General features: G+C 63.2%; 20 protein-coding genes and 2 riboswitches. Of the genes, 17 read left to right on the plus strand and 3 right to left on the minus strand.

What is annotated here, in order from left to right; translation table 11 throughout:
• Positions 1-5 precede the first annotated feature (5 nt).
• Positions 6-677 (minus strand): DUF4166 domain-containing protein, encoded by a 672-nt coding sequence (locus tag AC1TQG_RS24340; protein WP_482141041.1) that lies wholly within the window; start codon positions 675-677, stop codon positions 6-8.
• A gap of 110 nt (positions 678-787) precedes the next feature.
• Between AC1TQG_RS24340 and htpG the strand changes: the two genes are divergently transcribed.
• Entirely contained in the window at positions 788-2,740 is a 1,953-nt protein-coding gene (gene htpG, locus AC1TQG_RS24345; RefSeq protein WP_482141043.1) for a molecular chaperone HtpG, read from the plus strand.
• Between the two features lie 87 nt (positions 2,741-2,827).
• On the opposite strand, the gene AC1TQG_RS24350 is transcribed toward htpG, so the two are convergent.
• Positions 2,828-4,621 (minus strand): sigma-54-dependent Fis family transcriptional regulator, encoded by a 1,794-nt coding sequence (locus AC1TQG_RS24350; RefSeq protein WP_482141045.1) that lies wholly within the window; start codon positions 4,619-4,621, stop codon positions 2,828-2,830.
• 184 nt (positions 4,622-4,805) lie between these two features.
• Between AC1TQG_RS24350 and AC1TQG_RS24355 the strand changes: the two genes are divergently transcribed.
• The 11 genes from AC1TQG_RS24355 (at position 4,806) to AC1TQG_RS24405 (ending at position 16,554) form a co-directional block, all read left to right on the plus strand.
• Positions 4,806-6,467, plus strand: coding sequence for an aromatic/alkene/methane monooxygenase hydroxylase/oxygenase subunit alpha (locus AC1TQG_RS24355; protein ID WP_482141047.1), 1,662 nt, complete (start codon positions 4,806-4,808; stop codon positions 6,465-6,467).
• Positions 6,468-6,586: 119 nt separating this feature from the next.
• Entirely contained in the window at positions 6,587-7,654 is a 1,068-nt protein-coding gene (locus AC1TQG_RS24360; protein WP_482141049.1) for a 2Fe-2S iron-sulfur cluster-binding protein, read from the plus strand.
• Positions 7,655-7,712: 58 nt separating this feature from the next.
• On the plus strand, positions 7,713-8,849 hold the full coding sequence (locus AC1TQG_RS24365) for an aromatic/alkene monooxygenase hydroxylase subunit beta (protein WP_482141051.1): 1,137 nt from the start codon (positions 7,713-7,715) through the stop codon (positions 8,847-8,849).
• A complete protein-coding gene (gene mimD, locus AC1TQG_RS24370) occupies positions 8,846-9,193 on the plus strand; it encodes a propane 2-monooxygenase effector subunit MimD (RefSeq protein WP_482141053.1) in 348 nt (115 codons plus the stop codon). Before AC1TQG_RS24365 ends, mimD begins: the two co-directional genes overlap by 4 nt.
• 30 nt (positions 9,194-9,223) lie before the next feature.
• Positions 9,224-10,294 (plus strand): amidohydrolase family protein, encoded by a 1,071-nt coding sequence (locus AC1TQG_RS24375; protein WP_482141055.1) that lies wholly within the window; start codon positions 9,224-9,226, stop codon positions 10,292-10,294.
• Between the two features lie 2 nt (positions 10,295-10,296).
• Positions 10,297-11,190, plus strand: a complete 894-nt coding sequence (locus tag AC1TQG_RS24380) for an iron-sulfur cluster assembly protein (RefSeq protein WP_482141057.1) — start codon at positions 10,297-10,299, stop codon at positions 11,188-11,190.
• Positions 11,187-12,212: an NAD(P)-dependent alcohol dehydrogenase gene (locus AC1TQG_RS24385; protein ID WP_482141059.1), complete on the plus strand. Its 1,026-nt coding sequence runs from the start codon at positions 11,187-11,189 to the stop codon at positions 12,210-12,212. Before AC1TQG_RS24380 ends, AC1TQG_RS24385 begins: the two co-directional genes overlap by 4 nt.
• Positions 12,213-12,266: 54 nt before the next feature.
• Positions 12,267-13,916: a chaperonin GroEL gene (groL, locus tag AC1TQG_RS24390; RefSeq protein WP_482141061.1), complete on the plus strand. Its 1,650-nt coding sequence runs from the start codon at positions 12,267-12,269 to the stop codon at positions 13,914-13,916.
• A gap of 9 nt (positions 13,917-13,925) precedes the next feature.
• Positions 13,926-14,462 (plus strand): YbhB/YbcL family Raf kinase inhibitor-like protein, encoded by a 537-nt coding sequence (locus AC1TQG_RS24395; RefSeq protein ID WP_482141063.1) that lies wholly within the window; start codon positions 13,926-13,928, stop codon positions 14,460-14,462.
• 86 nt (positions 14,463-14,548) lie between these two features.
• On the plus strand, positions 14,549-15,355 hold the full coding sequence (locus AC1TQG_RS24400) for an alpha/beta fold hydrolase (protein ID WP_482141470.1): 807 nt from the start codon (positions 14,549-14,551) through the stop codon (positions 15,353-15,355).
• Complete coding sequence (locus AC1TQG_RS24405) at positions 15,355-16,554, plus strand: PP2C family protein-serine/threonine phosphatase (protein WP_482141065.1); 1,200 nt, start codon at positions 15,355-15,357, stop codon at positions 16,552-16,554. Before AC1TQG_RS24400 ends, AC1TQG_RS24405 begins: the two co-directional genes overlap by 1 nt.
• Here AC1TQG_RS24405 and AC1TQG_RS24410 read toward each other — a convergent pair.
• Positions 16,551-17,750 (minus strand): aminotransferase class V-fold PLP-dependent enzyme, encoded by a 1,200-nt coding sequence (locus AC1TQG_RS24410; RefSeq protein WP_482141067.1) that lies wholly within the window; start codon positions 17,748-17,750, stop codon positions 16,551-16,553. The genes AC1TQG_RS24405 and AC1TQG_RS24410 overlap by 4 nt on opposite strands.
• 87 nt (positions 17,751-17,837) lie before the next feature.
• Positions 17,838-17,950, minus strand: a riboswitch (SAM riboswitch).
• Positions 17,951-18,140: 190 nt separating this feature from the next.
• A riboswitch (SAM riboswitch) is annotated at positions 18,141-18,258 on the plus strand.
• A 113-nt stretch (positions 18,259-18,371) separates the two neighbouring features.
• On the opposite strand from AC1TQG_RS24410, the gene AC1TQG_RS24415 reads away from it, so the two are divergent.
• Genes AC1TQG_RS24415 through solA form a run of 5 tightly spaced genes read left to right on the plus strand, consistent with a single transcriptional unit; the run spans position 18,372 to position 24,826 of the window.
• Positions 18,372-20,063 carry an ABC transporter substrate-binding protein gene (locus AC1TQG_RS24415; RefSeq protein ID WP_482141069.1) on the plus strand — a complete coding sequence of 564 codons (1,692 nt, stop codon included), beginning with the start codon at positions 18,372-18,374 and terminating at the stop codon, positions 20,061-20,063.
• Positions 20,060-21,070: an ABC transporter permease gene (locus AC1TQG_RS24420; protein ID WP_482141071.1), complete on the plus strand. Its 1,011-nt coding sequence runs from the start codon at positions 20,060-20,062 to the stop codon at positions 21,068-21,070. Before AC1TQG_RS24415 ends, AC1TQG_RS24420 begins: the two co-directional genes overlap by 4 nt.
• Positions 21,067-22,020: an ABC transporter permease gene (locus tag AC1TQG_RS24425; protein ID WP_482141073.1), complete on the plus strand. Its 954-nt coding sequence runs from the start codon at positions 21,067-21,069 to the stop codon at positions 22,018-22,020. The genes AC1TQG_RS24420 and AC1TQG_RS24425 overlap by 4 nt, the downstream gene beginning before the upstream one ends.
• Entirely contained in the window at positions 22,017-23,699 is a 1,683-nt protein-coding gene (locus AC1TQG_RS24430; protein WP_482141075.1) for a dipeptide ABC transporter ATP-binding protein, read from the plus strand. The genes AC1TQG_RS24425 and AC1TQG_RS24430 overlap by 4 nt, the downstream gene beginning before the upstream one ends.
• Positions 23,696-24,826: an N-methyl-L-tryptophan oxidase gene (solA, locus tag AC1TQG_RS24435; protein ID WP_482141077.1), complete on the plus strand. Its 1,131-nt coding sequence runs from the start codon at positions 23,696-23,698 to the stop codon at positions 24,824-24,826. Before AC1TQG_RS24430 ends, solA begins: the two co-directional genes overlap by 4 nt.

Here is a 24,826-nt window from a genome sequence, read left to right on the forward strand (position 1 = left end):
TCGGGTCAGCTCTCGCGCTCGACGAGGCGGTGCGGCCAGGCCTCGTCCGGGATGTCCCGCAATCGGCACGGGACATCCTGGGCGGTGAACCAGCCGCGATAGTGAATCAGCTCACCGATCACCGGATTGCGCACAGTCGCGTCCACTCGAAATCGGTTGTGTCGGGCGTCCCAGCCCTCGGCATAGAGCATCCGGGCTGCCATGAACCCACGCATGCCAACTTTGGGGCCTGCGGTGAGCAGCCGCATAGGTCCACTCTCGAACACCAGCGAGCCCTCCTGGTCGACGCTGGCATCCAGCGGCCAGAGCAGTTCCGGTCCATCGCCGAAGTAGTCGACCAGGCCCTCACGACCGTCCACCAGGAGAGAATTCAGCCCCTGGGCACCACTGGTGTAGTTCAGGGATCGCATCACCGCCAGCGACTCCCGGCCGAGTTCGTCTTCATAACAATAGTTGTGCATCGTGAATGGAACCAGGCGGCTAGATTTTGTCGGCATGGCGTTGCGTTTACCGAAGTGCCGCAGCGCGGTTGACACCAAGGGCGAACTGTAAATCGACTCCATAATTCCGGTGGCCGACTGCGCCAGGTGCGACTTCGAATCAATCCCGTAGCGCCACTGCAAGTTTGGATGCAGACTTTCGAACTCTTGACCCAAGACATTCTGGACCGAGCTCACTGCAACCCCCCGTTCCGACAATGCGGCATGAGGACTGAATGTACTACGAACGGCCTGCCTAAAATGTTAGGTCGGAGCACGTATTACCGCACAACACAGAGGAGCATCACGTGAGCACTCAGGTCGAAGAGATGGAGTTCGCTGCCGAGACGCGGCAGCTGCTGGATCTGATGATCCACTCGATCTACTCGAACAAGGATTCTTTCCTTCGCGAGTTGGTGTCCAACGCATCGGACGCCCTCGACAAACTGCGGATGGAGTCGTATCAGGACAAGGACCTCGACGCCGACACCTCCGATCTGCACATCCAGATCTCCCTCGATCCCGAGGCCCGCACCTTCACGATCGCCGACAACGGCATCGGCATGACGCGCGATGAGGTCGTCGACCTGATCGGCACGCTGGCGAAGTCGGGTACCGCCGAGGTCCGCAAGAAGCTGAAAGAGGCCAAGGACTCGGCCGCGTCCGAAGAGCTGATCGGCCAGTTCGGCATCGGCTTCTACTCGACCTTCATGGTGGCCGACAAGGTCACCCTGCTCACCCGCAAGGCCGGCCAGTCCCAGGCCACCCGGTGGGAGTCCGCAGGCGCTGGCAAGTACACGATCGAAGAGGTCACCGATGCCCCGCAGGGCACCTCGGTGACACTGCACCTCAAGCCTGTCGACGCCGAAGACGATCTGCACGACTACACGTCGGTGCCGAAGATCCGGGAACTGGTGAAGAAGTACTCCGACTTCATCTCGTGGCCCATCCGGATGGACGTCACCACCCCGGTACCGCCGAAGGCTGCCGACGACGAGTCCGACGAGGGCGAGGACGAGGCGCCCACCGAGACGACGGTGACCGAGACCCTGAACTCCCAGAAGGCGCTCTGGACGCGTCCGCGCTCGGAGGTCACCGACGAGGAGTACGCCGAGTTCTACCGGCACGTCAGCCACTCCTGGGACGATCCGCTCGAAACCATCCAGATGAAGGCCGAGGGCACTTTCGAGTACCAGGCCCTGCTGTTCATCCCGTCGACGGCACCGTTCGATCTGTTCATGCGCGAACACAAGGCCGGCGTGCAGTTGTACGTCAAGCGGGTGTTCATCATGGACGACTGCGAAGAACTCATGCCCGAATACCTTCGCTTCATCAAGGGCCTCGTCGACGCAGCCGACCTCTCGCTCAACGTTTCGCGGGAGATCCTGCAGCAGGACCGTCAGATCAAGGCCATCCGCCGACGGCTCACCAAGAAGGTCCTGAGCACCATCAAGGACATGCGGACGAACGACCGCGAGAAGTACGACACCCTGTGGTCGCAGTACGGCCGGGTCCTCAAGGAGGGTCTGCTCTCCGACATCGACAACCAGGCCGCCCTGCTGTCGATCATCTCGCTCAGCTCGACGCACTCCACCGACACCGCAACAACGCTGGCCGAATACGTCGAGCGGATGAAAGACACCCAGAGCCAGATCTTTTACGCCACCGGCGAGTCGCGGGAACAGCTCGAACGCTCCCCCCACCTCGAGGCGTTCAAGGCCAAGGGCATCGAGGTGCTGCTGCTCACCGATCCGATCGACGAGATGTGGATCGGATCGATCACCGACTTCGAGGGCAAGCCGCTGCAGTCGGTGGCCAAGGGCGAGGTCGACCTCAGTGGCGAGGCCGACAAGGAAGAGGACAGCAAGAAGGACGAGGAGTTCGGCGAACTCCTCACCTGGATGACCGGCGTACTCGTCGACGACGTCAGCGCGGTGCGGCTGTCGAGTCGCCTGACCGATTCGGCGGCGTGCATTGTCGGTGAGGCACAGAGCCTTTCGCCGGCACTGGAGCGGATGTACCGCGACTCGGGCATCCCGATGCCCGACAGCAAGCGGATCCTGGAACTCAACCCGGACCACCCGCTGACGGTCGGCCTGCAGAAGGCATTCGCCGAGCGCGGCGACGACACCGCACTGCGCCAGTCGGCCGAATTGCTGTACGGCGCGGCACTGTTGGCCGAAGGTGGCACACCCAAGCAGCCCGCCGCCTTCAGCAAGACGCTGGCTGATCTATTGACCCGGACGGTCACCGCCGGCTGACCCAACCCCCGATGATGTGGCCTTTTGGCGAACAAAAGCCCAGGTGGGCACCGCCAAAAGGGCACATCATCGGGGTCGGGGAGTTCGTCAGTGGATCCCGAACTCCTTGATCTTGCGATAGATCGTGGCGCGGGAAAGACCAAGTGCGGCTGCGGCTTCGGCCTTGTTGCCGTTGTTGTCCAACAGACTTCGCACGATCGCGTCGCGTTCCAGCGATTCGATCTGGGACAGTGTTCGCCGGATCGTGGTGCGACATTCCGCCGGGAGATGTTCGACGTCGATGACACCACCCCGTCGCACCGCCAACGTTTCGGTGAGGATGCGGCGTAGTTGGGCAACATTTCCGGGCCACGGATGCTTGCTCAGCGCGCGGGCCGCGGCCGGTGTGAGGCGTGCGGTCGACCCGGGATGGATCTGCTCGATCAGGTAAGGCACCAGGGCATGGAGGTCTTCGCTGCGATGCCGCAGCGCCTGCAAGGTCACCGTGTGTGAGAAGAACGGCAGCAGCGTTGCCTCGACTTCGCTGCGTTCGGTGTTTCCGCTGGTGGTCGCCGCAACCCACCCCGTCCCCTCCACCGACTGCAGCAGAAGAGCCACCGGATCCACCAACAGCGTTGGTAGCCTGTCGATATCGGCAAGCAGAACGTTGAAGGCATCACTCGATTCGAGCTCCGCGGACAGCAGGTCCAGGTACCTCTCGTGGTCGGCGGCATCACGGATCCCGAGCGCCAGCAGATGGGTGGCCGGGGCCAGTTTGTGCGCGGCCGCGGTCACCAGGGTGGACCGCCCGGTACCGGGTTCACCCTCGACGAGCACCCAGTGCCGGTCGGCGTAGCAGCGTCGCACCTGGTTGTAGCTACGCCGAAGCGAAGCGCTGTTTCCGACGAGTCCGGCCGGCAGGGGTTCTCCCTCGATCCAGGTCGGCGACGGAGACGGGGCAACCCAGGCGTCGGGGAAGTCGTCCACCGTCACGTGAAACACGATATTCACTGCACCGGAACGTATTTCGTCGCGATCGGCCACCGAGACCCGCGCGTTCCGTCCGCTCGGCAGCTGCGCCACCAGGGTTCGCGTCGCGGCGACGGCCTGCACGTCGAGCGCGTGTTCAAGCAAAGCCGTCTGGTCGCGTGCGTCCAGGGTCCGCCGCAGATAGGCATTCATCAGGACCATCTCACCGGCGACGGCGAGGACGCCGCGGCTGTAGCGGCGGGCCGTCGTGAGGTAGGTGGTCAGCAGAGCGGTCTCGCGTTCGTTGGCCTGGCTCAGCAACTGATTCTCGATCTGCCTGCTCGCCGACTTCGCGAGCGACAACAGCAGCGGATTGGCATGCTCGGCGCGACAGGTCATGTCGAGCACTCCGAGGAGCGCACCGGAATTCGGATGCCGGATCGGCACGCCCGCACACGCCAACGTCCCGAGCTCTCCGACGTAATGTTCGCTACCGAGGATGTACGTCGGCTGCCGGGTCTCGATGGTGGTCCCGATGCCGTTGGTACCGACAAACTGCTCGGCGTAGCTGTACCCCCTCGCCAGCTTCACCTCATCAAGGGTCCGGTTGATCCCGGCATCGGAGGAGAACCGCTCCAGGATAAGCCCCTCCGCCGACGTCAGGATCACGCTGACGGGCTGGCTCGCCATGTCATCGGTGATCGACTTCAACACCGGGCTCGCGGCGTTCATCAGCGGGGTGTCGAGGTCGGGTTCCCGAACGAACGGCAGTTCGACCCGGTCGACATGGATGTGCAGTGCTTGCGATCGCCGCCACGAATCCAGGACCGCAGGCCGCACCAGGTGGGCTCCTGGCCCATCTGCCGCCAGAAATTCCTCACGGGCCAGCTGCCGCTCCCCTGCTGACCAGCCACGATCGACGAAACTCGACATCCTCGCAGGTCACCTCCATGACCGGCTGTCAACTTCCGGTCTGCCGCAATCGTAGGAGCGTCTCGGAATGAGACGCGTCTCACATTGAGACGTACTAGCCATCGTAACGAGTGTGTCATCGGTCACAGGGAGCTTTGCGGCTCTCGCCATCGACCACCCGCGTGCTCGAACGAGGAGGACTGCGTTGAGCAGACAGAGTCTGAGCAAGGCACACAAGAAGATCACAGAACTGTCCTGGGAGCCGACCTTTGCCACGCCGGCCACCAGATTCGGCACCGACTACACGTTCGACAAAGCACCCAAGAAGGATCCGCTCAAGCAGATCCTCCGCTCCTACTTCCCGATGGAGGAAGAAAAAGACAACCGCGTCTTCGGCGCGATGGACGGCGCGATCCGCGGCAACATGTTCCGTCAGGTCGAAGAGCGCTGGATGGAATGGCAGAAGCTGTTCCTCTCGATCATCCCGTTCCCGGAGATCTCCGCGGCCCGGGCCATGCCGATGGCAATCGACGCGGTCCCCAACCCTGAAATCCACAATGGGCTGGCGGTGCAGATGATCGACGAGGTCCGGCACTCGACGATCCAGATGAACCTCAAGCGCCTCTACATGAACCACTACATCGATCCCGCCGGGTTCGACATCAGTGAGAAGGCGTTCGCCAACAACTACGCAGGCACGATCGGCAGGCAGTTCGGCGAGGGATTCATCACCGGTGACGCGATCACCGCGGCCAACATCTATCTGACAGTGGTCGCAGAGACCGCATTCACCAACACCTTGTTCGTCGCGATGCCGTCGGAGGCGGCCGCCAACGGTGACTATCTGTTGCCGACGGTCTTCCACTCCGTCCAGTCCGACGAGTCGCGGCACATCTCCAACGGCTACTCCATCTTGTTGATGGCATTGGCCGACGAGGACAACCGCCAACTCCTCGAACGCGATCTCCGGTACGCCTGGTGGAACAACCACTGTGTGGTGGACGCGGCGATCGGCACGTTCATCGAGTACGGCACCAAAGACCGTCGCAAGGATCGTGATTCGTACGCCGAGATGTGGCGGCGGTGGATCTATGACGACTACTACCGCTCCTACCTCATCCCGTTGGAGAAGTACGGTCTCAAGATCCCGCACGATCTGGTCGAGGAGTCCTGGAACCGCATCGTCAACAAGGGCTACGTCCACGAGGTCGCCCAGTTCTTCGCCACCGGCTGGCCGGTGAACTACTGGCGCATCGACGCGATGACCGACGACGACTTCGAGTGGTTCGAGTACAAGTACCCGGGTTGGTACAACAAGTACGGAAAGTGGTGGGAGGCCTACAACCGGATGGCGTATCCGGGCAAGAACAAGCCCATCGCCTTCGAGTCCGATGCCAACTACCAGTACCCGCATCGCTGCTGGACCTGCATGGTGCCCGCCCTCATCCGTGAGGACATGGTCACCGAGAAGGTCGACGGCCAATGGCGGACCTACTGTTCGGAAACGTGCGCCTGGACCGACATCAAGGCGTTCCGTCCCGAGTACGAGGGCAGGCCGACCCCGAACATGGGCCGCCTCACCGGTGACCGCGAGTGGGAGACCCTGCATCACGGCCGCGATCTGGCCGACATCGTCAAGGACCTCGGATACGTCCGTGATGATGGCAAAACCCTTATCCCGCAGCCACATCTGCACCTGGATGATCCGAAGAAGCTGTGGACACTCGACGACATCCGCGGCATCGAGTTCGGCAGCCCCAATGTCGCGTTGAACGAGATGTCCGATGCGGAAAGGGAGGCACACATCGCCGAGTACAAGGCCGGTGGCCCCGCCGGCCGTCCGGCGAAACAAGCTGCAGGCGTCTGAACCCCTCGCCGGGGTTCCCACAACCCGGCCAGGCGCCTGCTCAGAACTCGGGGGCAGTGTGGTTGCACGCGCCACGCTGCCCCTGGGCTCCATCCATCTCATTGCAAGGACCTCGACCCATGGGTGACACCCACAATGTTCGGTTCGAACCCGTCGACCTCGACATCGAAGTCGACGAGGACGAGACGATCCTCGATGCCGCTTTCCGCCAAGGTGTTTCGCTGATGCACGGCTGCCGCGAAGGGCAATGCTCGGCATGCAAGTCCTTTCTCCTCGACGGCGACATCCAGATGGACCGATACTCGACGTTCGCGCTGGCAGACTACGAGAGCGAAGAAGGCTACGTACTGCTCTGCAAGACGCACGCGTATTCGGACTGCGAGATCGAACTCATCAACTTCGACGAGGACGAACTGCGCAATGCCGTACCCCTGCAACACCTCAAGACCAAGATCGTCGGTCTCGACGACCTGACCCACGACATCGTGTCGGTCAAGCTGGAGCTGCTCGAACCCGAGACGTTCGTGTTCAAGCCGGGGCAGTACGCCGATCTGATGATCCCCGGTGCCGATGAGCACCGCTCGTTCTCCATGGCCACCACCCCCGCCATGGCCGGACGACTGGAGTTCATCATCAAGAAGTATCCCGGTGGCCGATTCTCCGGCCTGCTCGAGACGTCGCTGACCGTCGGCGACGAACTCGAACTCAACGGTCCGTACGGCTCTTTCACCATCAAGGAGTCATCTGTACGGCCCATCGTCTGCATCGCGGGCGGTGCGGGCATGTCCCCCATCCTGTCCCTGCTCCACCATCTCTCCGAACTGGAGGGCGCAGGCAACGCGCCGCTCCGTCCGGTGCACTTCTACTACGGGGCCAGGACCGCCAAGGATCTGTTCTATCTACACGAGATCAAGGAGATCGGTAACCAGTTGCCCGACTTCACCTTCGTCCCCTGCCTGTCGGAGGAGACCACGGCAGATTGGGAAAGTATGGGCGTGGCAGGCGATTTCGGGTTCGTTACCGAGGTGGTCGAGCGACGCGAGTCCGGAATGGATTCCGCGGACTTCTATCTCTGCGGTCCACCACCGATGGTCGACGCCGCGATGGCGCTACTCGACGGTGCCGGAGTGCCTCTCGATCAGGTCCATTTCGACAAGTTCACCACCACCGTTCCACAAGACAGTTGACTCTTCGTCCCCGACCGACATGCGCCGCGACCGCCCGCAACCGAAAGTGAGTTCAAAGATGAGCGCCCCAGCAGCCCCCAAACCCGATACCGGCGGCGAGAACGGGAAACCGGTCCGCAGCTTCCCGAAGCCCCACTTCACCGATGCCGAGGCCGGAGCTCTCGACTTCCCGAGTTCGAAGAGCCGGAGCTACAACTACTTCAAGCCTGCGAAGATGCGGGCCACCACATACGAGGACGTCACCTTCGATGTCCAGCCCGATCCGGAACGTTACCTCAGCCAGGGCTGGATCTACGGATTCGCCGACGGGCCCGGCGGCTATCCGAAGGACTGGACGGCGCTGAAATCAACTGACTGGCACCAGTTCCGTGATCCCAACGGGGAGTGGGAACAGACCATCTACCGCAACAACGCGAACGTGGTGCGGCAGATCCAGCAGAACCTGGACAACGCAAAACTGGTCGGCGCCTACGACTCCTGGACTCCGAGCTGGGCCACGTTCATCGAACGCAATCTCGGCGCCTGGATGCACGCCGAGAACGGCATGGGACTACACGTGTTCACCGCTGCGCAACGGTCTGCACCGACCAACATGCTCAACAACGCCATCTGCGTCAACGCCGCCCACAAGATGCGGTTCGCGCAGGATCTCGCGCTCTACAACCTCGACCTGACAGACACGATCGAGGGTTTCGACGGCGCGGTGCACCGCGATGTCTGGCAGGCCGACCCGGTGTGGCAGGGCGTACGCGAGAATGTGGAACTGCTGACCGCCGAGGGTGATTGGGCCGAAGCGGTGTTCGCCACGAACATCATCTTCGAGCAACTCGTCGGTGTCCTGTTCCGGTCGCTGCTGGTGATGCAGATCGCGGCCCGCAACGGGGACTACGTCACCCCTTCCCTGGTCGGATCCGGTGAGCACGACTACAACCGCGACCTCGGCTACACCCGGGCACTGTTGCGCATGCTGGTGACCGACCCCGAAGACGGTGAAGCAAATCGTGAACTGCTGGCCACCTGGTCCGACAAGTGGATTCCATTGAGTCTGGCCGCTGCCCGCGAGTTGCAGCCGATCTGGTCGCAGCCCTCCGAACGGCATGTGCCGTTCGCCGATTCGTTCGCCACCGCCAAGACCGGGCTACGAACTGTTCTTGAAGATCTCAACATACCTGTATCGAAGGAGCTGTCAGCATGAGCGAGATGACCTTTGGCACCGACGTCGGATCGTCCAACATGTGCGGTGTCACCCTGATGAACAACCAGAACGGCTACGTGGTCGCCGAGATCATGGGTCGCAAAGAGGGTGTCGAGATCGAAGAATTCCCGTCGATGATCCGCGTCGACGGGCAGAAGGTCCTCACCTTCGACTTCGACGAGATCACCAATGCGCTCGGCTCCGAGTTCGATCAGTCCGACTTCGAGGAGATCATGTCCACCCACTACGGGCGGATGGTCCACTTCGACGACCGGACGATGCTGTTCGCCAACCCCGAGGATGCCGCCGAGTTCATCGATTTCGACCTCAAGGTCGTCGAGTAACCCTATCCGTCACCAGTATTGGAGCAATCGATGTACAACAAGGATGGCGAGAGCTACTACATCGTGGACAGCCACATCCACTTCTGGAACGGTGGACCACGCAATCAGAAGAACCGGTACGGCAAGGGTTTCACCGGTTGTTTCTATGACTATCACGCGAATCTGTCCCCGGAATCAGAGAAGTGGACACTGGAGAAGTTCGGTAACTACACCGAAGACGACCTGATGCACGACCTGTTCGAGGTCGGGTATGTCGACAAGGGCATCTTCCAGCCCACCTACCTCTCCGACTTCTACATCGACGGTTTCAACACCACCGAACGCAACGGTGCACTGGCAGAAAAACATCCGGACAAGTTGATGACCAACGGCGCCTGGGACCCGCGCAACGGAGAGGCCGGACTCGAGGACCTGGAGAAGCTGGCCGCCCGGTGGAACCTGCAGGGCGTCAAGCTCTACACCGCCGAATGGAAGGGTAGCTCCAAGGGTTACAAGCTCACCGACGACTGGTCGTACCGCTACCTGGAGAAGTGTCAGGAACTGGGTATCAAGAACATTCACATCCACAAGGGACCCACGATCTATCCCCTCAACCGGGACGCGTTCGACGTGGCCGACGTCGACGATGTGGCAACGGCATTCCCGGAGCTCAACTTCATCGTCGAACATGTCGGGCTACCTCGCCTGGAGGACTTCTGCTGGATCGCCACGCAGGAGCCCAACGTTTATGGCGGCCTTGCCGTTGCGATGCCGTTCATCCACACCCGGCCACGGTATTTCGCACAGATCATCGGTGAGCTGCTGTATTGGGTCGGTGAAGACCGGCTGACGTTCGCCAGTGATTACGCCATCTGGAAGCCGGCCTGGCTCATCGAGAAGTTCGTCGACTTCCAGATCCCCGAGGACATGCAGTCCGAGTACGGCACGCTCAACACCCAGATTCGCAAGAAGATCCTGGGCCTCAACGCGGCCAAACTCTACGGTTTCGACGTTCCCGAGCAGGCCCGGATCCAGCCCGACGAGTCCGCACCTGCCGAGAAGCCGGTCGGCAGCAGTCCGGCGAAGCCGACCTCCTCATCATCGGCGTCGGTCACGGTATGACGGTGACAAATGGTCCGGACCGGACGGTGACAAATGGTCCGGACCGGACGGTGACAAATGGTCCGGACCGGACGGTGGCGAACAGTCCGGACCGGACGGTGATCAGCTGGCCCAGTTCAGTCGGTACCGCCACGGCAACGGCGGCGCGGCGGGTGTGGGATGCGCTGGGGACTGTGCGCGATCCCGAGTTGGACGAGCCCATCACCGACCTGAAGTTCGTGACGTCGGTCGACCTGGATACCGCGGGTTCCGGCATCGAGGTCGCGATCCGGCTACGCCTTCCGACGTACTTCTGTGCACCCAATTTCGCCTATCTCATGGTCGCCGACGCGTACGACGCGGTGGCAGCACTTCCGGAGGTGGACCGAACCTCGGTGCGACTGGAGGATCATTTCGCAGCCGAGGAGATCAATGACGGTGTCGCAGCGCGGGCCGGGTTCACCGGGTCCTTTCCCGGGCTGGCGGTCGATGAACTCGGCGAGCTCCGCCAGACCTTTCAGCGCAAGGCGTATCTGGCGGCACTCGAGCGGATGTCACGTCGGTTGGCCGCCGATGGTGTTGGTGTCGAACGGTTCTCGACCCTGACCATCGGTGATCTACCCTCCGGTCACGAACTCGATTCGTTGTTGCGTCGGCGGGCCGAGGTCGGTTTGCGATCGGGGCCCTGCGAGCTGGTCATGGTCGAACACGACGGGCAGCCGATAGGTGCGGACATCCTTCCCAAGCGACTGCGCTTTGCCAAGTCCGTGCGGGTGAGCATCGAAGGCAACGGCATCTTCTGCCGCGGCCTGCTGACAACCCGCTACGGCGATGACACCACCCCCGGAACCGGCAGCAGCGTAGGTGAATTGGCGGGCACCGATCTGGGGATGCCAACGATGAGGAGCGAGTCATGAAAGCGGTGCAACTGGCGGCCTATGACACCAAGCCCGAGCTGGTGGATGTCCCTGATCCCAAGGCGGACGGCGCCCTCGATGTGGTGGTCAGGATCGGTGGTGCCGGTGTCTGCCGCACCGATCTGCACATCATCGAAGGGCAGTGGGAACAGAAGTCCGGTGTCACACTGCCGTACACGATCGGACACGAGAATGCCGGATGGGTACAGGAGGTCGGTAGCGCGGTCACCTCGGTCAAACCCGGCGATCCGGTTATCCTGCATCCACTGGCAACGTGCGGATTGTGTCGGGCCTGCCGCGCCGGCGACGATGTACATTGCAGCGCTTCGGCTTTCCCGGGCATCGACAGCAACGGCGGGTACGCCGAATACCTCAAGACCAACGCCCGCGCCGTGGTCAAACTCGATTCGTCGCTACAGCCCGCCGACGTTGCGGCCCTGGCCGACGCCGGCCTCACCGCCTACCACGCGGTGGCCAAGGCGGCCCGATTCCTTCGTCCCGGGGACACCGCGGTGGTGATCGGCGCCGGTGGTCTCGGCCATATCGGGGTACAGGTGCTCGCGGCACTGTCAGCAGCCCGGATGATCGTGGTGGACCGGTCCGAGCCGGCGCTCGAACTCGCCGCCGAATTGGGCGCCCATCACACGGTCGTCGCGGACGGCACCCAGATCCAGCAGGTTCTCGACCTCACCGACGGCAACGGCGCCGAAGCCGTCATCGACTTCGTCGGTGAAGGTGGCGCCATCGAAGACGGTGTCGGGATGTTGCGCCGGGCAGGCAACTATTACGTGATCGGATACGGCGGCACCTTGTCGATTCCGACAATTGACATCATCTCCACCGAGATCAATTTCATCGGCAACCTGGTCGGCTCCTACAACGACCTCGTCGAACTGATGGTTCTCGCGGCGCAGGGCAAGGTGTCGCTGCACACCAGCACCTATCCGCTGGCCGACTTCGCCACCGCGCTGTCCGATCTCGACGCCGGGAACGTGCGGGGGCGAGCCATCCTCATTCCCTAGATCACCTACACCACATAGCTTTTCAATTCGTCTACACATGAAGGTGCGTGCACAATGGCAAAAGATCTGCGCTTCGGTTCGGACGCTCGGGCTCGATTGGAGATGGGGGTCAATGCGCTTGCCGATGCGGTCAAGGTGACCCTCGGACCCAAGGGCCGCAACGCGGTACTCGAAAAGCTGACCGGCCCTCCGACCATCACCAACGACGGTGTGACCATCGCCAAAGAGATCCAGCTCCGCGACCCCTACGCCAACATGGGGGCGCAGCTGGTCAAAGAGGTTGCCACCAAGACCAACGGGGTGGCCGGCGACGGCACCACCACCGCAACGGTTCTCGCCCAGGCGATGGTGCGCGAAGGTCTCCTGGCCGTCGACAACGGCGCAAACCCGATGCAACTCAAGCGCGGCATCGAGAAGGCGGTGGACGCGGTGGTCGCTCTGCTGCAACAACGTTCCCGTGAGGTGACCGGCGAAGAACAGCTCCGGCACGTGGCGATGCTCTCGGCCAACAACGACCCCGACATCGGCGACGTGATCGCCACGGCCATGACCCACGTGGGTGTGGGCGGTGTGGTCAGTGTCGAGGAATGGCCGCAGTTCGGACTGGGACTGTCGTTTGTGGACGGTGTCGAGTTCGACCACGGCTACATCTCCCCCTACTTCGTCACCGACAAAGACCGGATGGAGTCACAGCTCGACGACGCCTATGTGTTACTCACCAATCAGAAGATCACCACGGTGCAGACCCTGATGCCGGTGCTCGAGCAGGTGCAGCGCAGCAAGCGGCCGCTGCTGATCCTCTGCGAGAACATGGACGGACCGGCGCTGTCGATGCTCATCACCAACAACATGCATGACACGTTCCGCTCGGTGGTGGTGCGGGCTCCCGGCTTCGGTCATCGACGCGTTGCCGAATTGGAGGACTTTGCAGCCATTTTGGGCGGCCGGGTCGTCAGCGCCGATTCCGGCCTGTCCCTCTCCGATGTACGTCTCGAACACCTCGGCCGGGCGAAGAAGATCACCGTGACCGAGCTGTCGACAACCATGGTCGACGGCGGTGGTGACGTGTCGGAGGTGCGGGCCCGCATCCATCAACTCGAACAAGAGCTGGCGCGGACCGAGAACGAACACGACCAGGACAACCTGCAACTGCGCATCGCCAGGTTGTCCGGCCGGGTGGCGATGATCCACGTCGGTGCCGCCACCGGCGTCGAACTCAAAGAGAAGCAACACCGCGTCGAGGACTCCCTGTCGGCAACCCGGGCCGCGATGGAGGAAGGCATCGTCGCAGGTGGTGGCACCGCCCTGATCCAGGCACAGGCGACACTCGACCTTCTCGAACTCACCGGCGACGCCGCCGAGGGACGTGAAATCGTCCGTCGCGCAGTGGAAGAGCCACTCCGCTGGATCTCGATCAACGCCGGCTACGACGGTGACGAGGCTGTGCAACGGGTCGCCGACCTTCCGGAAGGGCACGGGTTCAACGCGGTGACCGACACCTATGGCGACATGTTCGCCGCCGGGATCATCGACCCGCTCAAAGTGACCCGCTCGGCATTGCAGAGTGCCGCGTCGATCGCGGCGCTGCTCCTGACCACCGAGACCCTGGTCGTCGAGGAGGTGATCCAGAATCCCGGCGCCATCATCGCTCCCGGATTCGGTGACCTCGCCGAGGGCATGGTCCGGCCGTCGAACATCTACTGACGCAACGCGATGACCACCTATTCCGTCGCGACGACGCCAACGGTGCCGGCCCGGACCCGACTGGTGCTGGGCTCGCATGAGGTCGTCGACGGCGGGCGCCTGCGGACGGCCCAACGCAGTGGACTACTCGGCGGCGGCGGGCTCGACGTGTCACCGTCATTGCACTGGTCGGGTGCCCCGATCGGAACGCTGTCCTATGCGGTGACAGCGCACGACTCGGGTGGCCGGTGCCATTGGGCAGTCGCCGACGTCAGTGGTGGTGTGACCTCACTGGTGGTCGACGCCGGGAATGGGAACGATGATCGATTACCCAGTCTGGCAAAGCAATTGCCCAACGACTACGGAATCGCACGCTACGTCGGTCCGTCGCAGGCCCCACCCGGCCTGCCGGGGCGGTTCACATTCACCGTGCACGCCGTGGATATCGGCAGGCTGCCACTCGGCATCCTCGCCGGACCAACTCAACTGCAAGAGGCGCTCCGCATTCACAGCCTCGGCCGCGCGACACTGACCGCAGCCCACGGGTGGACGCCGCCCGTCCACTGAATGCGCCGAACCCCGGGCGGGTGCACCGAACGTGCTTCGGCACGGCCCGCCCACGGGAATGCACATCAGGTGCGAGGATGAAGCACGTGAATGTGCGCGCGAAGAACAACGTCAAGATCCTCGGGCGCGAAGATGGACCGACGATCATGTTGGCCCACGGATTCGGATGCGACCAGAACCTATGGCATCGGGTGACCGGGCGGTTGGTTCCGGATCATCGGGTGGTGCTGTTCGACCACGTCGGTGCCGGCGCCTCCGATCCGGCCGCGTGGGACGCCGAGCGGTATTCGAACCTCGAGACCTATGCGCAGGATGTGCTCGACATCGTCGACGAACTCGATCTGCACGACGTGGTGTTCGTGGGTCACTCGGTCGCGTCGATGATCGGCGCCCTCGCCGTGGCCAAAGAACCCGACCGGTTCGCCAAGCTGGTGTTGCTGACCCCGTCACCGCGTTATGTCGACGACGAATCCGATGGATATCGGGGTGGCTTCACGCGTGATGACATCGACGAACTTCTCGAGTCTCTCGAGAGCAACTATCTGGGTTGGTCGGCGTCGATGGCGCCGAACATCGCCAGTAACCCGGAGCGACCAGCGCTCGGCGGCGAGTTGACCGAATCCTTCTGTCGAACCGACCCGGAGAAGGCGTTGGTGTTCGCCCGCGCCACCTTCCTGTCCGACAACCGCACCGATCTCGCGCGTGTCACCGTGCCCACCCTCGTGATCGAGTGTGCGCGAGACTCACTCGCACCCCGCCACGTGGGCGCGTACGTGCACAACCAGATCGAGGGCAGCGAACTCGTCACGCTCGACGCCAGCGGTCACTGCCCCCAGCTCAGCGACCCCGTGCCCACCACCGAGGCCATCGTGGCCTTCGTCGGTGGCCGTTGATGAGCAAGGACCACAGCGACATCGGGTCACCGGGCGTACTCGACGAGAATCTGGAAGACCTGTACGAGAACGCGCCATGCGGGTATCTGTCGACGTGGCCGGACGGGCTCATCGCAAAGGTCAACACCACTCTGACGGTGTGGCTCGGACAAGACCGAACGTCATTGCTGGGCAGACCTTTCAGCGATCTGCTCACCGCAGGCGGGCGGATCCACTACGAAACCCACTTCGCACCGCTGCTGCAGCTGGAAGGCGTACTGAGCGGAATCACCGTCGACCTCGTCGCGGCCGACGGCCGACGACTGCCCGTCTTCGTCACCGCGAACGTGAAGATCGGTGCCGATGGAACCGCCGTGCTCGTCCGCATCACCGCACAGGACGCACGTGACCGACGCGCATACGAGAAACAGCTGCTCGAGGCGCGGCGCCATGCAGAAGAAGAACGTGCGCGCATACAACTGCTCGCCTCGACTCTTCAGCGCTCGCTGCTTCCACCGTCGTTACGACCTCCCGATGGCATGGAGGCAGCGGCCCACTACCACGCCGCGTCGATCGACGATGTCGGCGGCGACTTCTACGACGTGTTCGCCCTGTCGGCGCACAAGTGGGGGTTCTTCCTCGGCGACGTGTGCGGCAAAGGGGCCACCGCGGCAGCGGTGACCTCGCTGACCCGCTACACGCTGCGCGCTGCGGCGGTGTACGACGACGATCCGATTGCGGTGTTACGCAACCTCCACACCGTGTTGCATGCGAATCACCAGGGTGACGAACCACGGTTCTGCACAGTGATCTTCGGTGTGCTCACCCGCCGCGACAACGGATTCGACGTCCACCTCGCCAGTGGTGGGCACCCACCCGCCCTACTGCTCACCGCCGCCGGTCAAGCGCAGTACGTGAGCACCGAAGGTGGGCAACTGGTCGGCATCCTGCGCGACCCTGAGTTCGTCTCGAAGCGGATCCACCTCGATGCCGGCGACACCCTCCTGCTCTACACCGACGGGCTCACCGAGGCGCGGACCGGACCTGGTCCCGAGCGGTACGACGACAACGGTGCGCTGCTCGAGTTCGCCGCGGCACACACGCCGACGTCCGCAGGCCAGATCATCGAGGACGTGCGGGCATTGCTCGACAGTTTCGGTGCCGGGCTCGAAGACGACACCGCGCTCATCGCACTGAGTGTCCCCCACCCCGGGGTCTAGAGGGTTCGGAGGGCGGCGAGCAGAAGGTCGACGTCCTCGGAGGTCGAACCGAGGCCGAGGCTGGCGCGTACAGCCCCTGAGCCGTGGCCCAGACGGTCCAGAAGCGGGTGGGCGCAGAATCGTCCATCGCGCACCCCGATGCCGTGTTCGGCCGAGAGATGGGCTGCCACCTCAGATGCCCGATGCCCGTCGACGACAAAGCTGACAACGCCAACGGCATCGGTGCTGTCGGTGAAGATCTTCAGGGCATGCACGCCCGGGATCTCCGCCAGACCATTGCGCAACCGGTCGGTGAGTGACGTTTCATGGGAAACAACAGCCTCCCCGAGGGATTCGATCTCGACGCAGGCCGCCGCGAGCGCAGCCGCACCCAGGACGTTGGGCGAACCGCCTTCATGACGGGCAGGCGCGGGCGCCCACTTCACGTCCTGCTCGGTGACATTGAGTACGGCACCGCCGCCTGCGAGGTACGGGTCGGCCGCATCCAGCCAATCCCGCAGTCCGACAAGCACTCCGGCCCCGAAAGGCGCGTAGGTCTTGTGTCCTGAAAAGGCCAGGTAGTCGATGCCGCCTGCAGTGATGTCCACCCTGCGGTGCGGAACCAACTGCGCTCCGTCGACAGCGATCCGAGCGCCGTTGCGGTGCGCAAGATCTGCCAGTTCACCGATCGGCAAGATCTCGCCGGTGACGTTGGAAGCACCGGTGACCGCCAGCAACGCCGCACCGGTCTCTATCAGTGCGGTCTCCACGCGAACGATCGTCGCGGCCAGCGTATTCGCGGCACGGACCACGTGAACGTCACTCCACGGCAACAGATTTGAATGATGTTCCAGATCGAGGACGACGACCTTTCCCGGCACACAGCGGGCCAGGAGGTTCAGCGAATCGGTGGTGTTCCGCGTAAAGATCAGGCAGTGCTGCTCGCCGGCACCGACAAAGTCCGCGACCTGCTCACGGGCGGTCTCGTACGCCTGCGTCGTGACCTGCGATGCGTAGCCCGCGCCCCGATGCACGCTCGAGTAGGTCGGAAGCAATTGTGTGATTCTCTCGACCACGCTGCACAACGCCGGTGCACTCGCCGCGTAGTCGAAGTTGACGTATCGCGTGGTCGAGCCATCCCGCAATGGCGCCTGGGTGTCCGAACCTTCTATCGCTGCAAGAGCATTCAGGGTTCGATTCAGTGTTGCAGTGCTCATATCTCACACCAGCTTCCGGTGTCAGGGATTCCGCACGCACCAAGTTTCGAACCTGCCGATGGAGCAGTTCGGAACTCGGACGTGGGGGGTCCGCGCTTGCCTGTTCGGGTTCGAACAGGCCAGGTCTTCACCCGGAGCACCCCGCCGCGATGGAGGGTTGCTGACCAGCAAGCCGGGGCTATTCGCTGGTACTCGTGACCGACGCCGACGCTAACAGACTTTTACGGCGTCGTCCATACCCATGTGCTTTAACTTCTCGGCGATCGGAACTCCGCGCATCCATCGGATTTCCGCAGGAGCGTGAGTATGGTTCTGTCCAACAGTTGAAATCCCCTGCCCGGGCATACCCACATGATGCCCGGATTCGCTTGGTGGACAACAACTGCCCTGTGTCAACGAGTATCAGCGCCAAGTTCCAGCTTGCTGGTCGGCAACCCTCCACCGCGGCGGGGTGCCCTGGATGACAGACACGGCCCCAGCCTTCACCGGCATGGGGCAAGCGCGGGGTTCACGCAAGCGAGCCCGAAGAGATTTCCGGAAGCTTGATGACCTTGTTCAACGCACCACGCGATCGAATCCTGAGCACCTGCCACGCCCATTGCATTCACGAGGAGAAAACCGATGTCCCGAACACCTGCTGCCGGCCGATTGAGACGGGTGCATCCCGGACCGGGTCATCTGAGCAAGGCCACGATTCTTACGGCTCTCACGGTCGGACTTGTCGCCAGCGCCTGTGGCTCCGGCGACAGCAATAATTCCGCGACGGCCACCGGTGATCCCGTCGACGGCGGCACCCTTCGGTTTGCCATCAACAGCAGTCCCGGCGGCTGCATCGACCCCCATCAGAGCCCTGCCGACGTCGCCGGCTTCTTCTCCCGCCCGATCCTCGACTCTCTTGTCGCCCTCAACACCGACGGCAGCCTCGACCCCTGGCTCGCCACCGAGTGGAGCGTGTCCCCCGACCAGCTCACCTACTCCTTCACCCTCCGCGACGACGTCACCTTCTCCAACGGAGAAAAGTTCGACGGCAACGCAGTCAAGGCCAACCTCGACCACATCGTCGACCCCAACACCAAGTCCCAACTCGCGGCCAACACCATCGCCACCTACGCCGGCACCAACGTCATCGACCCGACGCACGTGGAAGTCACCTTCTCCGAGCCGAATTCGGCCTTCCTTCCCTCCGCGGCCTCGGCATACCTCGGCATCGAGGCCCCCTCCACCCTGACTCAGGGAACAGATGCCCTGTGCAGCAAGATCGTCGGCACCGGGCCGTTTGTCAGTGAAGCCGGCTACACCCCGAACAAGGGCATCGACTACACCCGCAACGAGGCCTACAACTGGGGTCCGGGCAACGCCGACCACTCCGGCAAGGCACACCTGGCAGCCATCAGCATCCAGGAGATCCCCGAAGACTCCTCTCGCTACGGCGCTTTGACCAGCAATCAGGTCGATGCGATTGCCAGCGTCCCGCCGGTCAACGTCAGCGCGCTCAAGGACACACCCGGCTATTCCGTCGAGACGGTCCAGGCTCCGGGCGGAAACTACAACTACTACCCCAACACACAGGCCGGCGTCTTCTCCGACATCAAGGTCCGCGAAGCCTTCCGGGCCGGAATCGACTGGGACACCATCGTCGACAAGCTCTACTTCGGCGTCTTCCAGCCCGCGAAGAACACCTTGAGCCCCGCCACGGTCGGCTACAACAAGGCCAGTGAGTCGGCGTACGTCTACGACGAGGACAAAGCCAATCAGCTTCTCGACGAAGCCGGCTGGACCGCACGCGACGGCGACGGCTACCGCACCAAGGACGGAAAGCGTCTGACCGTCGTGCATCCCTTCCTCAAGGAATACGCTCGCGAACAACGCGACACCCTGCTCGAGCAGGTGCAGTCGTCCGCCAAGAAGATCGGTGTCGACTACCAGATCAAGAACACCACCATCGACGACTACTACACCGCCCTTTTCACCAACGGCTACGACGTCCTCGACATCAGCTGGCAGCGGGCGTCACCGGATGCACTTCGCACGCTCGATCATTCGTCGAACATTCCGGTGGACAGTTTCGGAACAAACGTGGCCAAGTACTCCAATCCCGCTGTTGATTCCGACTTGATCGCAGCGCTTGGCGAAACCGATCTGACCAAGCAGTCGGAGATCTACGCTCGCGCCCAGCAGCAGATCGCCGACGACGCCGCAGTGTTCCCGGTCTACGTCTTCAACTACGTGCTCGGCCGCAGTAACAACCTGCAAGGCGTGAAGTTCGAACCGCAGGCCTACCCGACGTTCTACGACGCCTGGGTGAGCAAGTGACCGTGATCGACACGGTGGCAGGCCCGACCGAGGTGGCGCGCACTCGCTCCCTCGGTCGGGCGGTCGCCAGCCGATTGCTGGTGTCGCTGCTGGTGCTGTGGGGCGCGATCACTGCCACCTTCCTCGTCCTGCATTCCGGCAAAGGTGAGCCGATCAACGCGATCATCGGCACCGCGCAGGTGTCCCCGGAGGTCCGGGCGCAGATCATCAACGACTACAAACTCGACGATCCGTTGATCGTCCAATACTTCGATTACCTGTGGCGACTGCTTCACGGCGACCTCGGACGGTCCTACGCGCTGCGAATGCCAGTCACCGAGGCCATCGGTCAACAGATTTGGCCCACACTGCAATTGGTGATCGTCTCGGCGATCCTCGCGCTGGTCGTCGCACTGGTGGTGGGGCTGGCCACGGCCAACCGGCCAGGATGGCTACGCGGCCCGGCCACCTCGCTGGAGGTCCTGACCGTGGCAGTCCCGACATTCTGGCTCGGCATCTTGCTGCTGACCATCTTCTCGTTCCAGCTCGGCTGGTTCCCCTCGGTCGGCTCGGATGGCGTGGCTTCGCTGGTATTACCATCCATCGCGCTGGCGGCCGCACCCGCGGCGCTGCTGTCACAAGTGCTTCGGCACGGTGTCGAACGCACGCTCGACGAAACATTTGTTGTCACCGCGCGGACCCGCGGGATCAGCCAGACCGCGGTCCTGCTCCGCCACGTGCTGCGCCACGCCGCGATGCCGGTGATCACGTTGTGGGGCTGGATCGTCGGCGCACTCATCAGCGGCGCGGTGATCGTCGAGCAGGTCTTCTCCCGAGAAGGTCTGGGCCGCTTGACCATCGCCGCGGTCACCAGCAAAGACCTACCACTGGTCCTCGGGGTCGTCATCATCGCCGCCACGTTCTACACCATCGTCAACACCCTCATCGACGCCGCATACGGCTGGCTTGATCCGCGGGTTCGGGCCGACGGGCCCACAACCTCTGCAACCGAGAAGGTAAACGCATGACCACCGACACCCGGCCCGACCCGGCGCCGCGGAGACGTAGCGCAGCGGAGCTCGACCCTTTACTGCGGAGACGTAGCGCAGCGGAGCTCGACCATCGAGCGGTCCGTTTCGCTGTCGGACAGACTGTTGTTCAACGTATTCGGCGACTGCGATTGTCGGTGATCCTCAGCGCGATCTTCCTGGTGTTCATCACCTTGGCGGCGTTGTTCCCCAGCCTGTTCACCGGCAGAGACCCCAACGCCGGCGAACCACTCGACATGCTGCTGGCCCCGAGCGTCGATCACCTGTTCGGCACAGACCAGAATGGTCGCGACATCTACGCCCGAATCATTTACGGTGCGTGGCCATCCCTGCTGATCGGTGTGAGCGCCACCGTGTTCGCCCTGGTGGCCGGCACACTGATCGGCGTCTTCGCCGCCCGCGGCGGACGTGCAGGCGACTGGGTCGTCTCGCGCCTGCTCGACGTCTTCCTGTCCATCCCCGGACTACTGCTGGTCTTCCTCATCGTCGCCGCCCGCGGTCCCGGCACGTTCACCACCATCATCGGCGTCGCCGTGGTCACCCTGCCCAGCTACGCCCGCCTGGTCCGCGGCGAAGTCATCCGTCTGCGCGGGGCGGTGTTTGTCGAAGCCGCCAAGGCGCTGGGCTGGACGCAGACCAATATCGTTGTCCGCCACATCGTCCCGAACGCGATCGGACCCGTCTTGGTCCTGGCCACAATCGGTATCGGAGCAGCCATCGGAGTCGGTTCCTCACTCAGCTTTTTGGGTCTGGGCCCGCAACCCCCCACCGCCGAATGGGGCAGCATGCTCTCGGCCAGCCGCTCATACTTCTCCGTCGCCTGGTGGCCGGCGGTATTCCCCGGCCTTGCCATCACCTTGACCGTTCTCTCGGTGACTGTTGTCGGCCAATACCTGCAACGACGAACCGAAGGTCGGGTGGCGCCATGACAACCCTCACCAAAGACGCAGCACCGCAGGCACCGCTCGTCGATGTACAGAACCTGCGGGTGGGATTCCCCTCCGGCGCCCGCACGATTTGCGCCGTCGACGGTATTTCATTCGCCATCAACCGCGGCCAAAGCGTGGCCATCGTCGGTGAATCCGGTTCGGGCAAAAGTGTCACCGCCCGAAGTCTGGTCGGATTGGCCGGCCCCACAGCACAAGTCACAGCAGATCGACTACAGGTCAACGGATCGGACACCCGACGGTTCTCCGAACGGCAATGGCGCCGCCTGCGTGGCCGCGACATCGGATTTGTCCTGCAGGATGCCTTGACGTCCCTCGATCCCCTACGCACGATCGGCGCCGAAATCGGTGAAGTCCTGCGAACACACAAGGTCGTGAGCAACAACGCCATCGACGATCGCGTCCTCGAACTACTCACCGAGGTCGGTATCCCCAACCCCACCCTGCGCGCCGGACAGTATCCACACCAGCTCTCCGGCGGACTGCGCCAACGGGCGCTCATCGCCTCTGCGATTGCCGCCGATCCGGCCCTCCTCATCGCCGACGAACCCACCACCGCACTCGATGTCACGGTCCAGGCGCAGATCCTGCGACTACTCGAACAACGCAAGGCCGACGGCACCGCGCTGTTGCTGATCAGTCACGATCTGGCGGTGGTCTCGCAGGTCTCCGACTACGTCTATGTGATGAAGGACGGGGTGTTCGTCGAGCACGGCCCCACCCGCGAGGTCCTGAACAATCCACAGCACGCCTACACCCAGCAGCTCCTCGACGCGATCCCGGTCGCACACGCCCGCGGCACCCGCCTGTCCTCCCGCGACGGCGTCCAGACCCTGCAGCGCGCCCCCATCTCCGATGATGTTGTGCTGCAGACACACAACCTCACCAAACACTTCACACTCACCGGCAACCGCCGCCTGCGCGCCGTCGACGATGTCAGCCTGCACGTACACGGTGGCGAAACCCTCGGCATCGTCGGCGAATCCGGCTCCGGCAAATCCACCGTCGCCCGACTGCTCTTGAACCTCGAAGTCCCTGACACAGGATCCGTCGAGATCGCGGGCACCGACTGGAAAGCCCTGTCGAACAAAGAGGTCCGCACCCGACGCCAACGCATCCAGGTCATCTATCAAGATCCATTGAGCTCCTTCGACCCGCGTCACACCGTCGGACGGATCGTCGAAGAACCGCTCCTGGCCACCGGTGGCATCAGTCGGACCGAGCGCCGCAAGCGTGTCGCCGAACAGCTCGAACTGGTCGGACTGAGCACCGACCACCTCGGCCGTCGGCCACACCAGCTTTCCGGCGGCCAACGCCAACGTGTCGCCATCGCCCGCGCCCTGGCAACCAAACCTGAGATCATCATCTGCGACGAACCCGTTTCGGCACTGGATGTTTCAATCCAGGCCCAGATCCTCGACCTCCTGGCCGATCTGCAGGCCGAGCTCGGAATCGCTTACGTCTTCATTTCGCACCACCTCGGCGTGATCTACCACGTCGCCGACCGAGTCCTGGTCATGAAAGACGGTCAGGCTGTCGAAACGGGCACCGTGGAAGAGATTTTCAATGACCCGCAGAACGACTACACCAAGGCCCTGTTGGCATCGATACCAACACTCGAAGGGCTAACCGAACACAACAGAGTTGAGGTCACGATATGAGTTCCGTCGAGGTCGACACCGTGGTTGTCGGGGGTGGCGCGATGGGTTCGGCCGCCGCCTGGCAGCTGGCACGCCGGGGTGTAGAGACCGTGCTGCTCGAACGATTCACCCCCGGCCACGCCAACGGCGCCTCGCATGGCGCCTCCCGCATCTTCCGCACCTCGTACGCCGACCGCACCTACGTCGCGCTCGCGAGGGAAGCGGAAGCACTCTGGGCCGACCTCGAATCCGAGTCCGGGACGCAACTGCTCACCGTCACCGGCGGCGTCGAACAGGGATGGACTCCATACCTGTCCCAGATCTCCGAAACCCTCACCGACCTCGGACTCGTCCATCAATGGCTCGAGCCCGACGAGGCCTCGCAGCGGTGGCCAGGAATCAGATTCGACGGCCGCGCGTTGTATTACCCCAACAGCGGACGGCTACATGCTGACAATGCTGTCAGTGCACTACAACGCAGCGCAGCATCCCTCGGCGCAGAAGTTCGACACGAATCGCAGGTGATCTCGATCGACGTCACAGACGACAACTCGGTCACCGTGCGCACCGATGACCAGAAGTACGTGGCTCGACGTGTGGTGGTGGCGGCAGGCGCCTGGGCGACGAAGCTGTTGTCGGGCATCGCACCGCTGCCGCAGATCACCGTCACCCAAGAGCAACCCGCACACTTTGTACCGCGTGACCAGGATGCCGAATGGCCCAGCTTCGGGATCTTGCATGACCCCGACGGACCGAACGCGCCCGAATTCGGTGGCGTGTACGGCCTGTCCTCAGGCGCGGAAGGCGTCAAGGTCGGCTTCCATGGAACCGGACCGGTCGTCGACCCCGACCACCGCGATTTCACGGCGGAACCACGGCAACTCAAGGCCCTGCAGGAGTACGTCCGCCATTGGGTGCCCGGCGTCGATGCCGACGCACTGACCCCGATCAGCTGCACGTACGCCACCACACCCGACTCCAACTTCGTCATCGATCGCCGCGGTCCGGTTGCGGTTGCCGCCGGATTCTCCGGACACGGGTTCAAGTTCGTGCCCGCCATCGGTCGCCTCCTCGCCGACCTCACCATCGACAAGAACGCACCCGAGCTCTTCTCCTTCCGCTCCCACTCCGCAGAAAAGGTTGTCTAG

The sequence above is a fragment of the Williamsia sp. Y844 genome (assembly GCF_056786475.1).

Excerpts from the sequence above, each read along its gene's own strand:
- AC1TQG_RS24350 (WP_482141045.1), bottom strand. The coding sequence starts at position 4,621 with ATGTCGAGTTTCGTCGATCGTGGCTGGTCAGCAGGGGAGCGGCAGCTG.
- AC1TQG_RS24360 (WP_482141049.1), top strand. The coding sequence starts at position 6,587 with ATGGGTGACACCCACAATGTTCGGTTCGAACCCGTCGACCTCGACATC.
- AC1TQG_RS24365 (WP_482141051.1), top strand. The coding sequence starts at position 7,713 with ATGAGCGCCCCAGCAGCCCCCAAACCCGATACCGGCGGCGAGAACGGG.
- mimD (WP_482141053.1), top strand. The coding sequence starts at position 8,846 with ATGAGCGAGATGACCTTTGGCACCGACGTCGGATCGTCCAACATGTGC.
- AC1TQG_RS24375 (WP_482141055.1), top strand. The coding sequence starts at position 9,224 with ATGTACAACAAGGATGGCGAGAGCTACTACATCGTGGACAGCCACATC.
- AC1TQG_RS24385 (WP_482141059.1), top strand. The coding sequence starts at position 11,187 with ATGAAAGCGGTGCAACTGGCGGCCTATGACACCAAGCCCGAGCTGGTG.
- groL (WP_482141061.1), top strand. The coding sequence starts at position 12,267 with ATGGCAAAAGATCTGCGCTTCGGTTCGGACGCTCGGGCTCGATTGGAG.
- AC1TQG_RS24395 (WP_482141063.1), top strand. The coding sequence starts at position 13,926 with ATGACCACCTATTCCGTCGCGACGACGCCAACGGTGCCGGCCCGGACC.
- AC1TQG_RS24405 (WP_482141065.1), top strand. The coding sequence starts at position 15,355 with ATGAGCAAGGACCACAGCGACATCGGGTCACCGGGCGTACTCGACGAG.
- AC1TQG_RS24410 (WP_482141067.1), bottom strand. The coding sequence starts at position 17,750 with ATGAGCACTGCAACACTGAATCGAACCCTGAATGCTCTTGCAGCGATA.
- AC1TQG_RS24415 (WP_482141069.1), top strand. The coding sequence starts at position 18,372 with ATGTCCCGAACACCTGCTGCCGGCCGATTGAGACGGGTGCATCCCGGA.
- AC1TQG_RS24425 (WP_482141073.1), top strand. The coding sequence starts at position 21,067 with ATGACCACCGACACCCGGCCCGACCCGGCGCCGCGGAGACGTAGCGCA.
- AC1TQG_RS24430 (WP_482141075.1), top strand. The coding sequence starts at position 22,017 with ATGACAACCCTCACCAAAGACGCAGCACCGCAGGCACCGCTCGTCGAT.
- solA (WP_482141077.1), top strand. The coding sequence starts at position 23,696 with ATGAGTTCCGTCGAGGTCGACACCGTGGTTGTCGGGGGTGGCGCGATG.